Here is a 19,122-nt window from a genome sequence, read left to right as displayed (position 1 = left end):
GAGGCAGAAATGCCTGACCGTTCCTTCCTCACCTGGCCGTTTTTCGAGGACCATCACCGCGAGTTGGCAGAGCGGCTGGAGGCATGGTGCGCCAAGAACCTGCCGGTCGCGCATGACGATGTCGACGCAGCCTGCCGCGAGCTGGTGGCCAAGCTCGGCCGGGATGGCTGGCTGAAACCGACAGCGCTCGACACCGAAAACCCTGCAGCACTCGACGTGCGCACATTGTGCCTCACGCGCGAAACGCTGGCCCGGCATGACGGGCTGGCCGATTTCGCCTTCGCCATGCAAGGGCTCGGCACCGGCGCGCTCAGCCTGTTCGGCACGCCAGACCAGCAGCACTGGCTGGGGAAGACACGGGCCGGCAAGGCGATTTCGGCTTTCGCACTGTCGGAGGCGCGTTCGGGCTCGGACGTTGCCAATATGGAAATGACGGCCACGCGTGACGGCGATAGCTATATCCTATCCGGCGAAAAAACCTGGATCTCCAACGGCGGTATCGCTGACTTTTATGTTGTCTTTGTCCGTACTGGCGAAGCGCCCGGTGCCAAGGGGCTTTCGGCGTTCATCGTGCCGGCCGAGACAAAGGGCCTGACCATCGCCGAGCGGCTGGAGGTGATCGCGCCGCACCCGCTCGCCCGGCTGTCTTTCGACAATGCCCGCGTTCCAGCCTCGGCGCTGATCGGCAAACCCGGTGATGGTTTTCGCATCGCCATGTCGGTGCTCGACGTGTTCCGTTCGACGGTCGGGGCAGCTGCGCTCGGCTTTGCCCGGCGCGCGCTGGACGAAAGCATCAAAAGAGTGGCCGAGCGCAGGCTGTTCGGTGCAGCGATGGCCGAGCTGCAGATGGTGCAGGGCCACATCGCCGAGATGGCGCTGGATGTCGATGCCGCCGCCTTGTTGGTCTACCGCGCCGCCTGGACCAAGGACATGGGGACCGCCCGTGTCACCCGCGAAGCGGCGATGGCCAAGCTGTTCGCCACCGACAAGGCGCAGGAGGTGATCGACAGGGCTGTGCAGCTGCATGGCGGCGACGGCGTCCGCAGGGGCCATATCGTCGAAAGACTGTATCGCGAGATCCGGGCACTGCGCATCTACGAGGGAGCGTCGGACGTGCAGAAGGTGGTGATTGCACGGCAAGTGATGGGAGCGGCCTGAGACCGGAGTTTGTGTGGAAGAATTGATTGTCTTTGAGTTTTGAGCGACCGGATTTGAGCATTGGGAGGCTTTGATATGCACACCATCCTGCAGCCGGAAGGCTGGGCGAAACCCGTCGGCTACGCCAATGGCGTCGCCGCGCGTGGGCAGCTTGTCTTCGTCGGCGGGCAGGTCGGCTGGAACGGGCAGGGCCGCTTCGAGACCGACGATCTTGTCGGCCAGGTGAAGCAGACGCTGGCCAATATTGTCGCCGTGCTCGCCGAGGCCGGCGCCAAGCCGCAGCATATCACCTCGATGACCTGGTACTTTACCGACAAGGCGGAATATTTGGCCAATCTCAAGGGGATCGGCGAGGTCTATCGCGAGGTGATCGGCCGGCATTTTCCGGCGATGGCCGCCATGCAGGTGATGGCGTTGGTCGAGGATCGCGCCAAGGTTGAGATCCAGGCCACGGCGGTTATTCCGGACTGATGGCAACACGCGGCAATTTTTTAAGCTTAAAACTTTCGCCTTGAAAAGCGCGGTACTTTGGATAGCATCCGATGTCTTACGACTGCCGTGCCGGGAGGGCTTTCCGGCAGTCCGGTTACTTGGCGTATCAAAACCGTGCGGGGCCAACCCGTCCGATCACAACCAGAGGGAACGAAAATGAACTTCACCCGTCGCAACCTGCTTCTTGTTGCTGCCGCCATCGGCATCGCCGGCGGCCCGGCCTATGCCGAAGGCACGCTGAATGTCGGCGCCTATCCGACCAATCCGCCTTTTGAATACAAGAACGAGAGCGGTACATTCGAGGGTTTCGAAGTCGACATCATCAACGAAGCGGCAAAGCGTATCGGCATGACCACTGACATCGCCGACCTCGGTTTCCAGGCGCTGTTCGCCGCCACCACCTCTAAGCGCATCGACGTCGCCATTTCGTCGATCACCATCACGCCGGAGCGGCTGAAGTCGCAGTCGTTCACGCAACCCTACTATGATTCCGACATGGGCATCGCCGCGAAGGCCGACAGCCCAATCAAGGCCGAGGCCGACCTCAAGGGCAAGATCGTCGGCGTGCTGTCCGGCTCGACCGGCGAAACCTGGGTCAAGGCGCACCAGGAAGCGGACGGGTTCAGTGACGTCAAGGGCTACGACACGCAGCAGAATTTGCTGCTCGATCTCAGCTCCGGCCGCGTCGATGCGGCGGTCAGCGATATTCCGGGCCTGGAATATTCTTTCACCAGGATGAAGGATCTCGCCGTAAAAGAGCGCATCAAGACCGGCGAGCAGTACGGCCTGATGATGACCAAGGACCACCCGTTGCTCGGCAAGCTGAACGACGCGCTGACCGCGATGAAGACGGATGGCACGCTGGCCGCGATCCACAAGAAGTGGTTCGGCAGCGACGCACCGGCCGATTCCTCGACCGTCAAGGAAATGCCTATGCCGAAGGCCTGAGCGGCAGTTCGCGCTTAAATGTCGTGCCGGCTTTCGATGCCGGCACGATTTCGGATTTCGGGCTCGGGCTCGAGCGTCGCGGGACGCCAAACGTTTCGGGAATGCTGCGATGTCGCTGCTGGACACCTTCTTCAACGCCGACGTCATGATCTCCAGCCTGCCGGCACTGCTGCGCGGCTTCCTGAACACGCTGCTGCTCGGAATCATGAGCATCGGCATCGGTATTCCCGTCGGCCTCGCGATCAGCCTGGTGCGGCTCTATGCGCCAAAGCCGCTTCGGCTGCTGGCTGTCGGCTACATCGACATTTTCCGGGCGATGCCGGTGCTGGTCGTGCTGATCCTGATCTACTATGCGCTGCCGTTTCTCGGCATACGCCTGTCGTCTTGGACTTCCGCGGTGATGGCGTTCGCCATCATCATGGCGGCCTATTCGGCCGAGGTGTTCCGCTCCGGCATAGAAAGCATTCCGCGCGGCCAGTTCGAGGCGGCGCAGGCGCTCGGCCTGCCGTTCTTGCTGACCTTGCGCAAGGTAGTGCTGCCGCAGGCGATCCGCGTCGTCATTCCACCGATGACCAGCAACTGCGTTTCGATGTTCAAGGACACCTCGCTCGCCTCCACCGTGGCGCTGCCCGAACTGCTGAAGGAAGCGACCAACGCGCAATCGCTCTATGCCAACCCCTCACCGCTGATTGGCGCCGCGCTGGTCTATCTCATCTTTCTCTGGCCGATGGTCCGTCTCGTCAGCCTCCTTGAACGCCGATTTCAAACCGAAAAGACCCGCTGAATCTGTCAGCGCACTTCGCAGGAGACGACCTTGAACCAGCATCAGATTTCGAAAACGGGCGATGCCGCAGCTTTCCCGGTCGAGACGATCCGCGCCATGTTTCCCGCCTTGCAGCAGGCCGGCGACTTCATCTTCATGGACAATGCCGCCGGCGCGCAGATCCCGCAAAGTGTGCTCGACGCGGTCACCAACCATTTGGTCGCGCATAATGTGCAGCGCGGCGGCCGCTACGGCCGCAGCGTCACCGTCGATCAAGCCGTCGCCGGCGCGCGCGAAAGCGTGGCCTTGCTGATCAACGCCACCAACCCGGCGGAGATCTGTTTCGGCATGAACGCCACTTCGTTCATCCGCCTGGTCAGCCTCGGCATCGGCCAGATGCTTTCTGAGCGACCAAACGGGGAGCGTGACGAGATCGTCATCACCGACATGGATCACGATGCCAATATCGCGACGTGGCTGGCGCTGGCACCCGCCGGCGCCAAGTTCAAATGGTGGCGGATGCGCGAGGACGGCAATCTGCATGTCGACGATTTGCGCCCGCTGGTCTCCGAGCGCACCCGCCTCGTGGCCTGCACGGTGACGGCGCATTCGATCGGCTCGATCGTCGACGTTGCTTCAGTGGCTGGGATCGCGCATGCGGCAGGCGCCGAAGTGTTCCTCGACTGCGTGCATTACGGCCCGCACGGGCTGATCGATGTGCAGGCATGGGACTGCGACTATCTGGTCTGCTCCGGCTACAAGAATTTCTCGCCGCATATGGGCTTCCTGTGGGGCCGCTTCGAAACGCTGAAGCGTCTGCCGACCTTCCGCGAGGACTTCATTCCCGACGAGCCGCCCTATAAGATCGAGGCCGGCACCTTCATCTACGAGAACGTCTCCGGCATGGATGCCGCGGTGCGCTATCTCGAATCGATCGGCCGCAATTTCGCTCCAGCCAATAACCGATCGCGCCGCGACAACATCGTCGCCGGTATGAATGCCATTCGCGATTACGAGCAGGTGCTGGCGCGCGAAATGCTGGCGGTGCTCAAAGATTGCGGCGCGACGATCTACGGCGTGGCCGAAGAGGCACGCCTCCGCGAGCGCGTGCCGACCTTCTGCTTCAACATCGGCACGCTGTCGCCGCAGAGGATCGTCGAGGAGATGGCCGAGATGCAGATCGGCATTCGCGACGGCCACATGTATGCGCCGCGCCTGATGAAGCGGCTCAACCTCAGCATGGACAGCGGCGCCGTCCGCGCCTCGCTGGTGCATTACAATACGATCGAGGAAGTCCGGCGCTTCGGCGAGGCGCTTCGCACCATCATTGCCCGGCTGTCCTGATCGGGCTGGCCGGCGGCGCCGGCGCGATCCTCGTGAAGGGCGAAGGCGGTCGCACCCGGGTTCTCCAAGCCGAGGCGCAACTGCATGCTTGGGATCAGGTAATCGCCGCCATTCTGCTGCCGATAAGGAATGGGCTGGATTGTCTCGAGCGTCCGCATCCTTTCGCGCAGTCGCTCCGCGACAGGCTCGAAATCGGCCTCCCCGAAACGGTCCACCCTGTAGACCACGAACGGCGGAAGCACGTCGTAGCCCGGATAGTATAGAATCCCGTGGTTGATCGGGAACAGCAGGTCGTCGATCGGGCCGTTGACGCCGCGGGCGGAATAATGCTCCTCCCAGCCGCCGGTGGTAACGATTAGCATCGCGCGCTTGCCGGCGAGCGTTCCCTCGCCAAAGCGGTCACCCCACCTCTTATCGCTGTGCTCGCCGACGCCATAGGCGAAGCCGTAGGCATACACCCGATCGACCCAGCCCTTGAGGATCGCCGGCATGGCGTACCACCACAGGGGAAACTGGAGGATCAGGGTGTCGGCCCATAGCAGCTTGTCGATCTCCGCTTTGACGTCATCGGTCAGAGTGCCGCTCGCAAAAGCTTTTTTGGAGGCGCCGGCCGGCAGGAAGCGTGCTTCGGGCGGCCACGACGGAAAGTCGGCACGGTCCACCTCGGATTTCCAGCCATCGGCATAGAGGTCAGACACCCGCACCTCGTGGCCTTGGGTCTCGAGCTCCCTGATGGCGACGTCACGCAGTGCGCCGTTGAGCGAATTCGGTTCAGGATGAGCAAAAACAAGCAGGACTTTCATGGGTCTACTCCGAAGAAGGACGATAGACACCAAAGGTAGCCAGCCGTCGGCTAATCCACTATATGTAGGAAATGTATAAGATAATGCCGAATAATGGATAAATCGGTCACCCTCGAGCGCATGCGCACCTTCGTTCGCGTCGCCGAGCGCGGCAGCCTCTCGGCGGTGGCGCGCGAGCTCGGAGTTGGTCAGTCGACGGTCACGCGGCATCTGCGGGAGCTCGAGGAGGCCGTCGGCGTGCCCTTGCTCAGCAGGACCACCCGGCGTGTCACGATGACCGATGAAGGCAGCCGTTACTATGCCGACAGCGTCCAGATCCTGCGCCTCGTTGAGCAGGCCGGCGATGAGGCGCGAGGCACGCGCGGCGCATCGGCTGGCACGATCCGGATATCCTGCACGGCGGCGCTCGGCATCTTGCACGTCAGCCGGCTGATCTTCGCCTTTCAGGACCGTTATCCCGACATCGGCATCGATCTCAGCCTAACCGACGAGCGCATCGACCTTGTGCGGGAGGGCGTCGACATCTCGCTTCGCCTCGGTCCGCTCACCGACAGCTCGATGAAGCTGCGGGCGCTCGGTCAGTCCCGGCGTCTGCTGGTGGCGGCGCCGGCCTATCTGGCGGCCCGGGGCAGACCGGCTGTCCCGCAGGATCTGCCTGGCCATGAAGGCATTCGGATGTCGAACATCGCGGGAAGCGACACGCTCGCCCTGCAGGGGCCGGGCGGCGAGCGCTTTGCGGTGCCCTTTGGCGGCCGATTTCGGGTCGACCATGGGCTTGCTGCGCGCAAAGCCCTTGTCGCCGGACGCGGTATCGCACCCGCCCACCACTGGCTTGTCGACGATCTTCTGGCGGCCGGCCGGCTGGAAATTATCCTGCCGGGCTATTTTCCGCCTCCCGTCCCGCTGAGCATGCTGATCGTTCCGGAGCGTGCGGGCATTGCCCGGGTGCGGCTGCTGGTCGACTTTCTCGCCGAGCAGATCTCCGGCATTCCGGGGATCGAGAAGCGGTAGCCGGCCGGCAAACCTCGCCGGATCAGGCGGCCTTCTTTTTCGCCAATCTTGCCTTGATGCTGGCGACGTCGGCACGCGGCGTCGCCGCGAACAGCGTCCTGGTATAGCTGTGCTTGGGGTCGGCGAAGACCTCGTCGCGCGAGCCGTATTCGACCGCTTCGCCGAAATACATCACCATCACATCGTCGGCGATATAGCGCACCACCGACAGGTCGTGGCTGATGAAAACATAGGTCAGTTGAAACTCATCCTGCAGGTCGGCGAGCAGATTCAGAACCTGCGCCTGCACCGAAAGATCAAGTGCCGAGACCGGCTCGTCCAGCACCAGGAGGCTGGGGTTGAGCATCAGCGCGCGGGCAATGGCGATGCGCTGGCGCTGGCCGCCCGAAAACATATGCGGGTAGCGATTGTAGTGCTCGGGGCCGAGACCGACCTTTTTCAGCATCTTCATGGCGAGATCGCGCCGCTCGCCGGCCGTGCTGTCGGTGTTGATGAGCAGCGGTTCGCCAAGCACGTCGCCGATCTTCTGGCGTGGATTGAGCGAACCATAGGGGTTCTGGAAGACAATCTGCACCTTGCGGCGCATTTCCTTCGACAGGCCGTCCCTCGCGATGTCTACCTTCTTGCCGTCGATGAAAAGCTCGCCGGAGGTCGCCGGGTCGATCAGAGTGATGATGCGGGCGAGCGTTGACTTGCCGCAGCCGCTCTCGCCGACGATGGCCAGCGTCTTGCCCTTGTCGACGCTGAACGAAACACCCTTGACCGCGTGAACCGTACGGGAGGGGCGGAAAAGCCCGCCGCCGACATGATAGTCGCGCACGATGTTCTTGCCTTCGACTACCGTCACGCTCATGTGGCGGTTCCTCCCGCGGATCGGGCTGCGACTACAGATGGGGCCGGCTCGAACAGCATGTCGGAAACAGTAGGCAACCGGTCGCCGACGGCGTTTTCCGGCAGCGCCGACAGAAGCGCGCGCGTGTAATTGCTCTTGGGGGATTCGAACAGCGACAGCACGTCGGCCTCTTCCATCTTGCGGCCCTTGTATTGGACGATGACACGGTCGGCGGTCTCGGCAACCACCCCCATATTGTGGGTGATCATGATCAGGCCCATGCCGTATTTGGCCTGCAGGCCGACCAGCAGATCGAGGATCTGCTTCTGGATGGTGACGTCGAGGGCCGTGGTTGGCTCGTCGGCGATCAAAAGCTTGGGATTGCAGGCGATGGCGATGGCGATCATGACGCGCTGGCACTGGCCGCCCGACATCTGGTGCGGGAAGGAGCCCAGCCGTTCCTCAGGGTCGGCGATGCCGACCAACTTCATCAGTTCGATGGCGCGTGCCCGGCGCTGGGCGCGGTCCATGCCCATGTGAAAGCGCAGCACCTCCTCAATCTGGAAGCCGACGGTAAAGCACGGGTTGAGGCTGGCGACCGGCTCCTGGAAGATCATCGAGATGTCCTTGCCGACAATCTTGCGCCGCTCGGACGGGCCGAGCTTAAGCAGGTCGATGCCGTCGAAGGCCATGCGGTCCGCCCTCACCGTCGCCGTGTTGGGCAAAAGCCCCATCACTGCCAGCATTGCCACTGATTTTCCGGAACCGGATTCGCCGACGATCGCCAACACCTCGCGCGGTTCGACCGACAGGTCGATGCCTTGTACCGCCATGAATGGTCCAGCGGCGGTGTCGAAGGAAACGGTCAGGTTCTTGATCTCGAGAAGAGGCATTGGATTATGACCTCTTCAGCTTGGGATCGAAGGCATCGCGCAGGCCGTCGCCGATCAGATTGATGGCAAGCACAGTGATCAGAATGGCAAGGCCGGGGAAGGTCACTACCCAAGGCGCGCGCAGGATGAACTCGCGCGCCGAGGCGAGCATCGTGCCCCATTCCGGCGTCGGCGGCTGCGCACCGACACCGAGGAAGCCGAGCGCCGCAGCCTCGAGAATGGCGTTGGAGAAGGACAGGGTGGCCTGCACGATCAGCGGTGCCAGGCAGTTCGGCAAGATCGTCCTCACCATCAAGCGAAGATGACCGGCACCAGCCACCTTGGCGGAGATGACATATTCGCGGTTCTTTTCGGCCATCACGGCGGCGCGGGTGAGACGCGCAAAATGCGGCTGCAGCACCAGCGCGATCGCCAGCATGGCGTTGAACAGCCCGGGGCCTAGGATCGCCACCAGCACCAGCGCCAGAAGCAGCGACGGGAAGGCCAGGATAATATCCATGATGCGCATGATCAGCGTGTCGACCCAGCCGCGGAAATAGCCGGCGAGCACGCCAAGCACGATGCCGCTGGTGAGCGAGAAGACGACCACCACCAGGCCGATGAACAGCGAGAAACGCGCCCCGAAAATCAACCGCGAAAGCATGTCGCGGCCGACCGCATCGGTGCCGAGCAGGAACATCGATTTGCCGCCTTGCTGCCAGGCAGGGGGCGCCAGCAGCGCATCGCGAAACTGCTCGTCGGGCGAATGCGGCGCGACGAACGGCGCAAAGACCGCCACCAGCACCAACGCCGAAAACACGACAAGGCCGATGACCGCGCCGGTGTTCATCGAGAAGTAGTGCCAGAACTCGGCGAAGGCGCGTTGCCTGCCGCCTGTCGGGATGGAGGCAGCGGTGGCTTCGGCGGCGGATTCGTCGGTCATCTCACTGCACCCGGATGCGCGGATTGATGACGGCGTAGAGCACGTCGACGATCAGGTTCACCGCCATGACGATCAGCGCGATGATCAGCAATCCGCTCTGAACGACGACATAGTCGCGCTTGCCGATGGCGTCGATCATCCATTTGCCGATGCCGGGCCAGGAAAAAATGGTTTCGGTAAGAATGGCGCCCGCCATCAACGTGCCGACCTGCAGTCCGATGGTGGTGACCACCGGAATCAGCGCGTTGCGAAAAGCGTGCAGCCCGATGACACGGCGCGGCGCCAGGCCCTTGGCGCGCGCGGTGCGGACATAGTCCTCGCCCAGCACCTCGAGCATCGCCGAGCGAGTCTGGCGCGCTATGACGGCAAGCGGGATCGTCGCCAGCACGATGGACGGCAGGATCAAATGGCTGACGGCGGATTTGAAAGCGCCGCTCCTGCCGGAGATCAGGCTGTCGATGAGCATGAACCCGGTCGTCGGCCTGAAGAAATACTGCAGGCCGATGCGGCCGGAAACCGGCGTCCAGCCGAGATAACCGGAGAAGAAGATGATGAGCAGCAACCCCCACCAGAAGATCGGCATCGAATAGCCGGTCAGCGCGACACCCATCGTCGCCTGGTCGAACCACGAGCCGCGCTTGACCGCCGCGAAGATACCGGCAGGAATGCCGAGCAGGACGGCGATGATCAACGCCACCGTCGCCAGTTCCAGCGTGGCTGGAAACAGCGCCTGGAATTCGCCGAGCACTGGCCGCTTGGTGGCAATCGATATGCCGAAATCGCCGGTCAGGACCCTGCCGATATATTCCAGGTACTGGATGACATAAGGCCGGTTGTAGCCAAACTGCTCGATGAGCTGGGCGTAGCGTTCGGGGCTGACGCCGCGCTCGCCGGCCAGGGCCAGAATGGGATCGCCGGGCAGAAGCCGGACGAAAGCGAACGCCGCCAGCGATATGCCGAACACGGTCGGGATGATCAAAGCGAGCTTGTGGAGGAGATAACGGAGCATCTTGCTTCATAGAACGGCGGCGCAGGAAGTCCAGCGCCGCCGTTCAATTTCTCAGGACTTATTCGGTGACGTCGACGCCGTCAAACCGATGAATGCCGAGCGGGTCCATAACGAAGCCCGACACCTTCTTGTTCATCGGCATGAAGACCTTGGAGTGGGCGATGGTCAGCCACGGAGCCTCACGCTTGAACACCACCTGAGCTTCCTCGTAGATCTTGGTGCGCTCGGCGACGTCCGTCGTCGCCTTGCCTTTTTTCAGCAGGGCTTCGAATTCCTGGTTGCACCAGATCGCATAATTGGACTGGCCGATGGCATCGCAACCGAGCAGGAAAAAGAAGTTGTCCGGATCGCCATTGTCCCCGGTCCAGCCCAGTTGGAAGGCGCCGTCGCGATCCTTAGCTTTGCCGCGCTGGCGATACTCCGTCCATTCGTAGCTGACGATCTCCGCCTTGACGCCGACGGCGGCATAGTCGGCCTGGATCAACTCGGCGACGCGCTGGGCGTTCGGGTTGTAGGGGCGGCTGACCGGCATAGCCCAGATCTTCATCGACAGATCCTTGACGCCTGCATCGGCCAGCATCTTCTTGGCCGCCTCCGGATCGTAGGGATCGTCCTTGATGTCCTTGTTATAGGACCACATGGTCGGCGGGATCGGGTTGATGGCCGGCGCGCCGGCGCCCTGATAGACCGCGTCGATGATCGCCTTCTTGTTTACCGCCATGTTGAGGGCCTTGCGGACCTCGACTTTGTCGAAGGGCGGCAGCGTCGTGTTGTAGGCGAGATAGCCGATGTTCAGGCCTTCCTGCTCGTCGACTTTCAGGTTCGCCTCACCCTGCAGCCCGGCAATGTCGGCCGGCGCCGGGTATGACATGATATCGCACTCGCCTGCCTTCAGCTTCTGCGCGCGCACGGCCGGATCGGGCGTGATGGCGAAGATCAGATCGTCGATCTTCTGGCGGCCGCCAAAGTAGCCGTCCCATGCCGCATAGCGTACGACCGCATCGACCTGATAGTCGACAAATTGGAACGGACCAGTGCCGACCGGCTTCTGGGTGAACTGCTGCCTGGTGCCGGCCTTGTCGAGCTGGTCGGCATATTCCTTGGAAACGATCGAAGCGAAATCCATGCCGAGGTCCGGCAGGAAGGCGACTTCAGGCTTGTTCAGCACGAACTTCACCGTCAGATCGTCGACCTTGACGATTTCCTTCAGGAGATCGGGGAAGCCCATGCCGGTGAAATACTCCCAGCCGGTGCCTTCCAGGTAGCTGTACCAGGGGCTTTCTTTCTTCCACTGGCGTTCGAAGGAAAAGATCACGTCGTCGGCGTTGAGGTCGCGCGTGGGCGTGAAATAATCCGTCGTCTGGAATTTCACACCCGGGCGAAGCTTGAAGGTGTATTCGAGACCGTCGTCGGAAACCGTCCAGCTCTCCGCCAGGCCGGGCGAGATGGTGGTCTTGCCATGCTCGAACTCGACCAGGCGCGAATAGATGGTGCGCGACGAAGCGTCGAAGTCGTTGCCGCCGCTCCATGGCGACGGGTCGAAGCCGGCCGGCGATGCCTCCGAGCAATAGACCAGTTGTTTTGCATTGGCCATGCCGCCGAGGACGCTTGCAGCCAGCAACGCGGCTGCAAAAGTCAGTTTCTTTTTCATTGAGCACTCCCTGATGTTCTTCCAAGCCCCTCTATCAGGCTCGCGAAGGCCGCATATAAGCACCGTTTTTCTGGCTTTGGAACTGCTTGTTTGCCTAACCCACGGGAAGCAGAAAAAAATTCCGGCATGCGGCGAATTGTGGAAAAAACGAGCCAAATCCGCAGATCACGACATTATTAGCGACTTCAATTTTTTGTTGATCGGCGATGCCGCCAATTCGGGGAATCGAGCCGTTCGGTTCAAGAGATGCGCGTCCAAAAACCGGTCGCGGCCGAGAGCTTTGATGGCAAGTCTTGCCGCACTGCCAGGTGGGCGAGGCTTGCACGGCCGCTGCTAGTGGCAATACATAGATAGATGGACAGCGCGGTGGATTCCCCAGGCTCCGGACATTGCGGCAAGCGTGGGATACCTTTGTTTGTCAGGGGCGGCGGTGGCACTCAAGCGTGCCGAACAATAAGAATGATTGAGGGAGCGACAGGTGGCGAAACCGGCAAAGACAACAACCGCGGCGAAAGCAAAGGCCGAGGCAATATCGAAAGCGGTCAAGCCAAAAGCGGCCGCCGCCAAGCCGAAGACTACCGCGAAGGCAAGTGCGAAGCCGGCGACGAAGATCACGGCTGGAAAGACTGCCAAGCCGGCAGCCGGCAAGGCGGCGCCTGCCGCAAAGTACCCCACCGTCAAGCCGGCGGCGAAGGCAGTGCCAGCGCCCAAACAGGCGGCAGCTTCAGCCAGAAGATTGCCGAAGGCGATCACCTCGCTGACCGCCGGCCTGCCTGAAAAACCGTGGCTCCAGAGTTACCCAAAGATCGTGCCGGCCGAGATCGGCGCCCTGCCCTCCAGCTCGATCGGTGACTTTCTCGTCGCCGCCTGCAAGCAGTTTGCGAACCGGCCGGCCTTCGTCTGCATGGGCAAATCGATCACCTATGCCGATCTCGAGCGACAGTCGGCTGCGTTTGGCGCCTATCTGCAATCAAAGGGGTTGCAGAAGGGTGCACGTGTCGCGCTGATGATGCCGAACGTGCTGCAATATCCGGTGGCGATGATGGCGGTGCTTCGCGCCGGCTATGTCGTGGTGAACATCAATCCGCTCTACACGCCGCGCGAGCTTGAGCACCAGCTCAAGGATTCCGGCGCTCAAGCCATTGTCATCCTCGAAAATTTCGCCTGCACCTTGCAGGCGGTGATCGCCAGGACCGCGGTCAAGCATGTCGTGGTCGCCACGATGGGCGACATGCTCGGCGGGCTCAAGGGAACGATCGTCAACTTCGTCGTGCGCCGCGTCAAGAAGATGGTGCCGGCATGGTCGCTGCCCGGCCATGTCAAATTCAACGCCGCATTGAAGGCCGGCGCCGGCGTGACCTTCAAATCCGCCGAGGTCGTGGCCGGCGACATCGCCTTCCTGCAATATACGGGCGGTACGACCGGCATCTCCAAGGGCGCGATGCTTTTGCACAGCAATGTCTTGGCGAACGTCGCGCAGAACGCGCTCTGGGTCGAAGACGCCTACACGGTCAAGCCGAAACCGGCGCATATGAACTTCCTCTGCGCGCTGCCCCTCTATCATATCTTTGCGCTCACAGTGAACGCGATGATGGGAATGCAGCAGGGCGCGCAGAACGTGCTCATCCCCAATCCGCGCGACATTCCCGGCTTCGTCAAGGAGCTGCAGAAATACCCGATCCACATCTTTCCTGGCCTCAACACGCTGTTCAATGCGCTGCTCAATAATGAGGATTTTCGCAGGCTCGACTTCAAGCCGCTGATCCTGACGCTGGGTGGCGGCATGGCAGTGCAGAAGGGCATCGCAGAGCGCTGGAAGGCGCTGACCGGCTGCCCGATCAGCGAGGCCTACGGACTCTCCGAAACCTCGCCGGGGGCGACCGCCAACAAATTCAGCGACGGAGTCTACACCGGCACGATCGGGCTGCCGCTGCCCTCGACCGAGATCGCCATCCGCGACGACGATGGCAACAATTTGCCGCTCGGCGAGGTCGGCGAAATCTGCATCCGCGGACCGCAGGTGATGGCCGGCTACTGGAACCGGCCGGACGAGACCGCCAAGGTGATGACCGAGGACGGCTTCTTCAAATCGGGCGACATGGGCTTCATGGACGAGCGCGGCTACACCAAGATCGTCGACCGCAAGAAGGACATGATCCTGGTTTCCGGCTTCAACGTCTACCCGAACGAACTCGAGGAGGTGGTGGCGCAGCATCCGGGCGTACTCGAGGTGGCGGCGATCGGCGTGCCGGACGAGCATTCGGGTGAAGTGCCAAAGCTGTTCGTCGTCAAAAAGGACCCGGCACTGACCGCCGAGATGCTGACGGCTTATTGCCGCGAGAACCTGACCGGCTACAAGCGCCCCAGATATATCGAGTTCCGCACCGAACTGCCGAAGACACCGGTCGGCAAGATCCTGCGACGAGCGTTGCGGGGCTAGGCGCAGCTTGAGCGATTGCATCGTCGGCTCTAACGCCGTGGATATAGGTTCGCGGCCAGACCCGGCAGAGTTCATCCGGGCGCACATGCGGATCGCCCCCGTGCCCGCGCTTCCCGAAATCCGGCTTTACACCGCCCATCCGGGAAGCGGCCTCAGGCGGCTTCTCGAATGGAACCAACATGGGACCGAAGAAGACGAACCTGAACCGGAGCCACCGTACTGGGCCTATGTCTGGGCCGGCGGCGCGGTGCTTGCCCGCTACATAATCGACCGGCCGGAGACCGTGGCCGGGCGTCGCGTGCTCGACCTCGGCGCCGGCTCGGGCCTCGTCGGCATCGCTGCGGCGAAAGCCGGAGCCAGCGCGGTCGTCGCGGCCGAGATCGATCGTAATGGTGTGGTTGCGCTCAGCCTCAATGCGACTGCGAACGGCGTCGCTATCATGATCGTTGGCGACGACATCACCGGCGGTCCGCCGCCGCCGGTGGACATCGTGGTGGTCGGCGACCTGTTTTACGCCCGCGATCTTGCCGGCCGGGTCGTTCCCTTCCTCGACCGCTGCCTTGCTGCCGGCATCGCCGTGCTGATCGGCGATCCGGGCCGCGCCTATCTGCCGCGCTCGCGGCTTCGCCTGCTGGCCGAATACGAGGTGCCGGATGTCGGCGAGGGCAGGAATGCGGCGATGAAACCGAGCGGCGTGTTCTCGTTCGGACCAGATAACTACGAGTCTAGACCGTCTCGCTGACCCGGGCCGCAAGAAAATCGGGCAGATCAGCCACCGAATCCAGGATGACGTCGGCGATCTGTGACAGCGATTCACGTGTGCCGGTGCCGGACAGCACGCCGATCGCCAGGCCGCAGCCGCCGGCGCGCGCCATCTCCAGATCGTGACGATTGTCGCCGACCATTGCGATCGTCGCCGGCCTGAGCCCTGTCAGATCCGAAAAGGCAAGGATCGTATCCGGCGCCGGTTTTGGATTGGCCACCGCGTCGTAACCATAGGCGGCTTCGAAAAGCTGCGCGACGCCCAGCGTGACCAAGGTCTTTTCCGCGCCGCTGGTCGAGTCGTTGGTGGCGACGCCAAGCCGGTAGGATTTTCTGTGAAGCAGCCCAAGCGTCTCGACCACACCCGGCAGCGCCACGGCCATCGCCGATCCTTGCGCCGAGGTGATGGCATTGAAGCGGGCGACGGCAAGCATCTGGTCCTCGTCGGACAGCCGCGGAAACCACAGTTCGACGACGTCCATGTTGGTCCCGGAGGCAAAGATAGAATCCGGCTTGAAGCGCCTGGTGGCGAAGTCGAAGCCCGCCGCCGCAAGCAGCCTGTCTGCCTTCCAGCGATCGCCTTCGGCCGCATCCATCGCCATGAAGTCGGCGATGCCCAGCCATGTCGCGTTGAAATCCACGAGCGTGCCGTCCTTGTCGAACAATATTCCCTTGATGTCCGCCAAGCTTTTCACTCCGGGCCGCGCAAGCGGTGAATGTATTCCACCAGTCCGGCAGTCGAGGCATCCCGCTTTGCGGCATTCTCCTTGCCTTCAACGACGGGCAGCAGCCCGGTCGCCAGTTCCTTGCCGAGCTCGACGCCCCACTGGTCGAAGGAGTTGATGTTGAACAGCGTGCCTTCGACGAAGACGCGATGTTCGTAAAGCGCAATCAGCCGTCCGAATGTATGTGGGTCGAGCTTCCTGTAGAGGATCGTCACTGAGGGGCGGTCGCCGGAGAAGACGCGGTGCGGAGCAATCCTGTCGACATCGGCGGGCTTCATGCCTTTCGCCAGCATCTGCGCGCGGGCTTCCTCCAGCGTGCGGCCCTTCATGAAGGCTTCCGACTGCGCCAGGCAATTGGCAAGCAGAAGGTCGTGGTGATGCTTCAGTTCCGGCTCGTGGCCGACGGCAGCGGCGAGGAATTCGACCGGAATGAAATCGGTGCCCTGATGCAGAAGCTGGAAGAAGGCGTGCTGGCCGTTGGTGCCGGGCTCGCCCCAGACCAGCGGGCCGGTCGGCGTCGTTACAGCGCCGCCATCCAGGGTGACGCTCTTGCCGTTCGATTCCATGTCGAGCTGCTGCAGATAGGCCGGCAGCCTGGACAGACGCTGATCGTAGGGGATGACGGCGCGAGCCGGATATTTGCAGATCACGCGATGCCACCAGCCGATCAGCCCCATCAGCGCCGGCAGGTTCTTCGCCAGCGGCGCGGTGCGGAAATGCTCGTCCATCTCATGGGCGCCGTCGAGAAAGGCGCGAAAATCCTTCGGGCCAATGGCGATCATCACCGGCAGGCCGATCGCACCCCAGACGGAATAGCGGCCGCCGACCCAGTCCCAGAAGCCGAAGACGCGGTCGGCTGCGATGCCGAATTTGGCGACCAGGTCGAGCGCCGTCGAGACGGCGGCGAAATGCTTGCCGACCGCTTCCTTGCCGAGCGCCTTCTCGACCCATCTGCGTGCCGTCTCGGCATTGGTCATCGTCTCAACCGTGGTGAAGGTCTTGGAGGCGATGATGAACAGGGTGGTTTCGGCGGAAAGACCCTTCAACGTGTCGTGGATATGGGCACCGTCGATATTGGACACGTAATGCGCGCGCGGCCCGTCATGATAGGGCGCCAGCGCCAAGGTCGCCATGGCCGGGCCGAGATCGGAGCCGCCGATGCCGATGTTGACGATGTCGGTGATCTTCTTGCCGGTCGCGCCGGCCGCCTTACCGGAACGCACCGCGTCGGCGAAGGCGCCCATCGCGTCGAGTACGCCGAGGACTTCCGCCTTCACGTCCTGGCCCTCGTCGAGCACGATGCCTTTGCCGGTAAGGTTACGCAGCGCGGTATGCAGCACGGCGCGGCCTTCGGTGACGTTGATCTTCTTGCCAGCAAACATCGCGTCGCGCCGGCCTTCGAGGTCGGCGGCCTCAGCTAGGTTCTCCAGCAACTCCATCGTCCGCGCATCGACCGCGCATTTCGACCAGTCGAGCAGCAGGTCGCCGTCGCTGGCGGAGAATTTCTCGAAGCGCTGCGGATCGGCAGCGAAAGCCTCGCGCATCGAGCCCGATTTGGCCGCACGATGATCGCGCAACAAGTCGAGCTGCTTTTGAAAGGACGATTGATCCACTGCTTCGCTCCGGTCTCTTGAGATGCATCTTATCAGGCCGGATGTTTCCGGCGCGTGTCGTCGCGGCAAACTATCGGGTCGAATTCCATCCGTTTCAATGCGCAGCGATGCCGCAGAGCAGCGTGGGCCGGCGCAAAGGATCACTGGCATAAATCCCAGCGATCAGAAAAATTGATTGGCGCAAGACCTTGTGCCACCGGTACATTCGACTGGTCCAGCCAAGTGAAAAAAGCTGGCCATCGAGGAACATCTCCCATGCCACAGAGAAACGACACGGCCATATGGTCCGGCCTGTTCCGGATTTCGGCGGAATCCGGTCAGACCCTGCAGGCGCAGATCCGTCAGGCGATCGTCGCCGCCATCCTCGACCGGCAGATCGCGGCTTCCATGCCGCTTCCGTCCTGCCGGATTCTCGCCGAAAAACTCGGCGTAGCGCGTGGCACCGTGGTGCTGGCCTTCCAGCAGCTGGTCGACCAGGGCTTCCTGGTGGCGCGCGAGCGCCGCGGCCACTTCGTCAATCCCGAAGTGCTGGCGACGCCGGCCAAACCGCACCAGAAGGCGCCCGACCAAGCCAACGAGATCGACTGGAAGGCCCGCCGGCAGATCGCGGCGAGCGACATGCCACCGCCGGCCAAGCACGACAACTGGATCAAATCGTCCTACCCCTTCGTCTATGGCCAGTTCGACCCGGCGCTGTTCCCGACCGCCGAATGGCGCGAGTGCAACCGCATGGCGCTGGCGGTGCTCGAAATCCGCAACTGGGCGTCCGACATGGTCGACCGCGACGATCCCCTCCTGATCGAGCAGATCCAGGCACGGCTGTTGCCGCGGCGCGGCATCTTCGCCAATCCGGACGAGATCATCGTGACGCTGGGCGCGCAGAACGCGCTTTACATGCTGGCGACGCTGTTGATGACCAAGGGCTCGAAGGTGGCGATGGAGGACCCGGGCTATCCCGATGCACGTTCGATCTTCCGGCTGGCCGGCGCCGACATCCAGCCGGTTCCGGTCGACCACTCCGGCATCGTAACCTCGGCCATTCCCAATGATTCCGGCTTCGTCTTCGTCACGCCCAGCCACCATTGCCCGACCATGGTGCCGCTGTCGGCAGAGCGGCGGCAGGATCTTTTGGCGCGCGCCAACCGCTACAACCAGATCATCATCGAGGACGGATATGACAGCCAGCTCCTGGACGAGGCGCCGCAGCAGGCGCTGAAGAGCCTCGATCGGTCCGGCCGCGTCGTCTATGTCGGCTCGATGTCGAAGACGCTGGCTCCCGGCCTCAGGCTCGGCTACATCGTCGCCTCGGCCGGGCTGATCTCCGAGCTTCGGGCGCTGCGCCGCTTCATGCTGCGCCACCCGCCGGCAAACAACCAGCGCGCCGTCGCATTGTTCCTGTCGCTCGGCCATCACGAGGCGCTGGTGCGGCGGCTGTCGAGCGCCTTCGACGAGAGGCGCAAGCGTCTGGTCCATGCGATTTCCGCCTTCCTGCCGGAGTGGCGCTCGACCGATTCGGCCGGCGGCACGTCGCTCTGGCTCGAGGGACCGCGCGGCACCGATTCGCGCGGGCTGGCGGAGGCCGCGGCCTCGCGCAGCGTCATCATCGAGCCTGGCGACCGCTTCTTCGACCGCACCGAAAAGCCATCGCGTTTCATGCGCTTGGGCATTTCCTCGATCGCGTTGCAGCACATCGAACCCGGCATCCGCGAACTGGCGACGGCAGCTGGACGCAGGCCGGCAGCGGCCTGATCTCCCT

At 62.7% G+C, this 19,122-nt stretch carries 17 protein-coding genes; 9 read left to right on the top strand and 8 right to left on the bottom strand.

What is annotated here, in order from left to right; genetic code table 11:
* Positions 1-9: 9 nt before the first annotated feature.
* The 5 genes from NKJ93_RS20430 to NKJ93_RS20410 all read left to right on the top strand — a co-directional run bounded on the left by NKJ93_RS20430 (position 10) and on the right by NKJ93_RS20410 (position 4,705).
* Positions 10-1,158 (top strand): acyl-CoA dehydrogenase family protein, encoded by a 1,149-nt coding sequence (locus NKJ93_RS20430; protein ID WP_352483285.1) that lies wholly within the window; start codon positions 10-12, stop codon positions 1,156-1,158.
* A gap of 75 nt (positions 1,159-1,233) precedes the next feature.
* Entirely contained in the window at positions 1,234-1,629 is a 396-nt protein-coding gene (locus tag NKJ93_RS20425) for a RidA family protein (protein ID WP_352483286.1), read from the top strand.
* 177 nt (positions 1,630-1,806) lie between these two features.
* Positions 1,807-2,598, top strand: coding sequence for an ABC transporter substrate-binding protein (locus NKJ93_RS20420; protein WP_023717874.1), 792 nt, complete (start codon positions 1,807-1,809; stop codon positions 2,596-2,598).
* A gap of 109 nt (positions 2,599-2,707) precedes the next feature.
* Complete coding sequence (locus NKJ93_RS20415; RefSeq protein ID WP_023717875.1) at positions 2,708-3,382, top strand: amino acid ABC transporter permease; 675 nt, start codon at positions 2,708-2,710, stop codon at positions 3,380-3,382.
* A 30-nt stretch (positions 3,383-3,412) separates the two neighbouring features.
* On the top strand, positions 3,413-4,705 hold the full coding sequence (locus NKJ93_RS20410) for a cysteine desulfurase-like protein (protein ID WP_023717876.1): 1,293 nt from the start codon (positions 3,413-3,415) through the stop codon (positions 4,703-4,705).
* Here NKJ93_RS20410 and NKJ93_RS20405 read toward each other — a convergent pair.
* Complete coding sequence (locus tag NKJ93_RS20405) at positions 4,636-5,508, bottom strand: NAD(P)H-dependent oxidoreductase (RefSeq protein ID WP_352483288.1); 873 nt, start codon at positions 5,506-5,508, stop codon at positions 4,636-4,638. The genes NKJ93_RS20410 and NKJ93_RS20405 overlap by 70 nt on opposite strands.
* Positions 5,509-5,601: 93 nt before the next feature.
* Here NKJ93_RS20405 and NKJ93_RS20400 point away from each other — a divergent pair, with 93 nt between their 5' ends.
* On the top strand, positions 5,602-6,519 hold the full coding sequence (locus tag NKJ93_RS20400; protein ID WP_352590786.1) for a LysR family transcriptional regulator: 918 nt from the start codon (positions 5,602-5,604) through the stop codon (positions 6,517-6,519).
* 22 nt (positions 6,520-6,541) lie between these two features.
* Here NKJ93_RS20400 and NKJ93_RS20395 read toward each other — a convergent pair whose 3' ends face one another.
* From NKJ93_RS20395 to NKJ93_RS20375, 5 genes are read right to left on the bottom strand one after another with little or no spacing between them, the layout of a single operon-like run.
* Positions 6,542-7,372 carry a dipeptide ABC transporter ATP-binding protein gene (locus NKJ93_RS20395; RefSeq protein ID WP_352483289.1) on the bottom strand — a complete coding sequence of 277 codons (831 nt, stop codon included), beginning with the start codon at positions 7,370-7,372 and terminating at the stop codon, positions 6,542-6,544.
* The gene (locus NKJ93_RS20390; protein WP_352493740.1) at positions 7,369-8,244 is read right to left on the bottom strand and encodes an ABC transporter ATP-binding protein; all 876 of its coding nucleotides are present in this window, start codon (positions 8,242-8,244) and stop codon (positions 7,369-7,371) included. The genes NKJ93_RS20395 and NKJ93_RS20390 overlap by 4 nt, the downstream gene beginning before the upstream one ends.
* A 4-nt stretch (positions 8,245-8,248) precedes the next feature.
* Positions 8,249-9,166, bottom strand: a complete 918-nt coding sequence (locus NKJ93_RS20385; protein ID WP_023717881.1) for an ABC transporter permease subunit — start codon at positions 9,164-9,166, stop codon at positions 8,249-8,251.
* A gap of 1 nt (position 9,167) precedes the next feature.
* The gene (locus tag NKJ93_RS20380) at positions 9,168-10,175 is read right to left on the bottom strand and encodes an ABC transporter permease subunit (protein WP_023676822.1); all 1,008 of its coding nucleotides are present in this window, start codon (positions 10,173-10,175) and stop codon (positions 9,168-9,170) included.
* A gap of 58 nt (positions 10,176-10,233) precedes the next feature.
* Complete coding sequence (locus NKJ93_RS20375) at positions 10,234-11,826, bottom strand: ABC transporter substrate-binding protein (protein ID WP_352590783.1); 1,593 nt, start codon at positions 11,824-11,826, stop codon at positions 10,234-10,236.
* 478 nt (positions 11,827-12,304) lie between these two features.
* Here NKJ93_RS20375 and NKJ93_RS20370 point away from each other — a divergent pair, with 478 nt between their 5' ends.
* Positions 12,305-14,266 carry a long-chain fatty acid--CoA ligase gene (locus NKJ93_RS20370; RefSeq protein ID WP_023717883.1) on the top strand — a complete coding sequence of 654 codons (1,962 nt, stop codon included), beginning with the start codon at positions 12,305-12,307 and terminating at the stop codon, positions 14,264-14,266.
* Positions 14,267-14,351: 85 nt separating this feature from the next.
* Positions 14,352-15,008 carry a class I SAM-dependent methyltransferase gene (locus tag NKJ93_RS20365; protein ID WP_084642516.1) on the top strand — a complete coding sequence of 219 codons (657 nt, stop codon included), beginning with the start codon at positions 14,352-14,354 and terminating at the stop codon, positions 15,006-15,008.
* On the opposite strand, the gene NKJ93_RS20360 is transcribed toward NKJ93_RS20365, so the two are convergent.
* Positions 14,992-15,714 carry an HAD family hydrolase gene (locus tag NKJ93_RS20360; protein ID WP_023717885.1) on the bottom strand — a complete coding sequence of 241 codons (723 nt, stop codon included), beginning with the start codon at positions 15,712-15,714 and terminating at the stop codon, positions 14,992-14,994. The two genes, NKJ93_RS20365 and NKJ93_RS20360, sit on opposite strands and share 17 nt — an antisense overlap.
* A gap of 5 nt (positions 15,715-15,719) precedes the next feature.
* A complete protein-coding gene (gene pgi, locus NKJ93_RS20355; protein WP_352493739.1) occupies positions 15,720-17,366 on the bottom strand; it encodes a glucose-6-phosphate isomerase in 1,647 nt (548 codons plus the stop codon).
* A gap of 255 nt (positions 17,367-17,621) precedes the next feature.
* On the opposite strand from pgi, the gene pdxR reads away from it, so the two are divergent.
* The gene (pdxR, locus tag NKJ93_RS20350) at positions 17,622-19,115 is read left to right on the top strand and encodes a MocR-like pyridoxine biosynthesis transcription factor PdxR (RefSeq protein WP_352467513.1); all 1,494 of its coding nucleotides are present in this window, start codon (positions 17,622-17,624) and stop codon (positions 19,113-19,115) included.
* Positions 19,116-19,122 lie beyond the last annotated feature (7 nt).

The sequence above is a fragment of the Mesorhizobium sp. M0028 genome (genome assembly GCF_040323855.1).
In the GTDB taxonomy this organism is placed as follows: domain Bacteria; phylum Pseudomonadota; class Alphaproteobacteria; order Rhizobiales; family Rhizobiaceae; genus Mesorhizobium.
Note: the sequence above shows the minus strand (reverse complement) of the source record. Positions and strands in the feature narration are given on the sequence as shown.

Coding starts and splice junctions, on each gene's coding strand:
- NKJ93_RS20415 (WP_023717875.1), top strand. CDS start 2,708: ATGTCGCTGCTGGACACCTTCTTCAACGCCGACGTCATGATCTCCAGC.
- NKJ93_RS20365 (WP_084642516.1), top strand. CDS start 14,352: ATGCGGATCGCCCCCGTGCCCGCGCTTCCCGAAATCCGGCTTTACACC.
- NKJ93_RS20400 (WP_352590786.1), top strand. CDS start 5,602: ATGGATAAATCGGTCACCCTCGAGCGCATGCGCACCTTCGTTCGCGTC.
- NKJ93_RS20375 (WP_352590783.1), bottom strand. CDS start 11,826: ATGAAAAAGAAACTGACTTTTGCAGCCGCGTTGCTGGCTGCAAGCGTC.
- NKJ93_RS20395 (WP_352483289.1), bottom strand. CDS start 7,372: ATGAGCGTGACGGTAGTCGAAGGCAAGAACATCGTGCGCGACTATCAT.
- NKJ93_RS20380 (WP_023676822.1), bottom strand. CDS start 10,175: ATGCTCCGTTATCTCCTCCACAAGCTCGCTTTGATCATCCCGACCGTG.
- NKJ93_RS20420 (WP_023717874.1), top strand. CDS start 1,807: ATGAACTTCACCCGTCGCAACCTGCTTCTTGTTGCTGCCGCCATCGGC.
- NKJ93_RS20385 (WP_023717881.1), bottom strand. CDS start 9,166: ATGACCGACGAATCCGCCGCCGAAGCCACCGCTGCCTCCATCCCGACA.
- NKJ93_RS20430 (WP_352483285.1), top strand. CDS start 10: ATGCCTGACCGTTCCTTCCTCACCTGGCCGTTTTTCGAGGACCATCAC.
- NKJ93_RS20405 (WP_352483288.1), bottom strand. CDS start 5,508: ATGAAAGTCCTGCTTGTTTTTGCTCATCCTGAACCGAATTCGCTCAAC.
- NKJ93_RS20425 (WP_352483286.1), top strand. CDS start 1,234: ATGCACACCATCCTGCAGCCGGAAGGCTGGGCGAAACCCGTCGGCTAC.
- pdxR (WP_352467513.1), top strand. CDS start 17,622: ATGCCACAGAGAAACGACACGGCCATATGGTCCGGCCTGTTCCGGATT.
- NKJ93_RS20390 (WP_352493740.1), bottom strand. CDS start 8,244: ATGCCTCTTCTCGAGATCAAGAACCTGACCGTTTCCTTCGACACCGCC.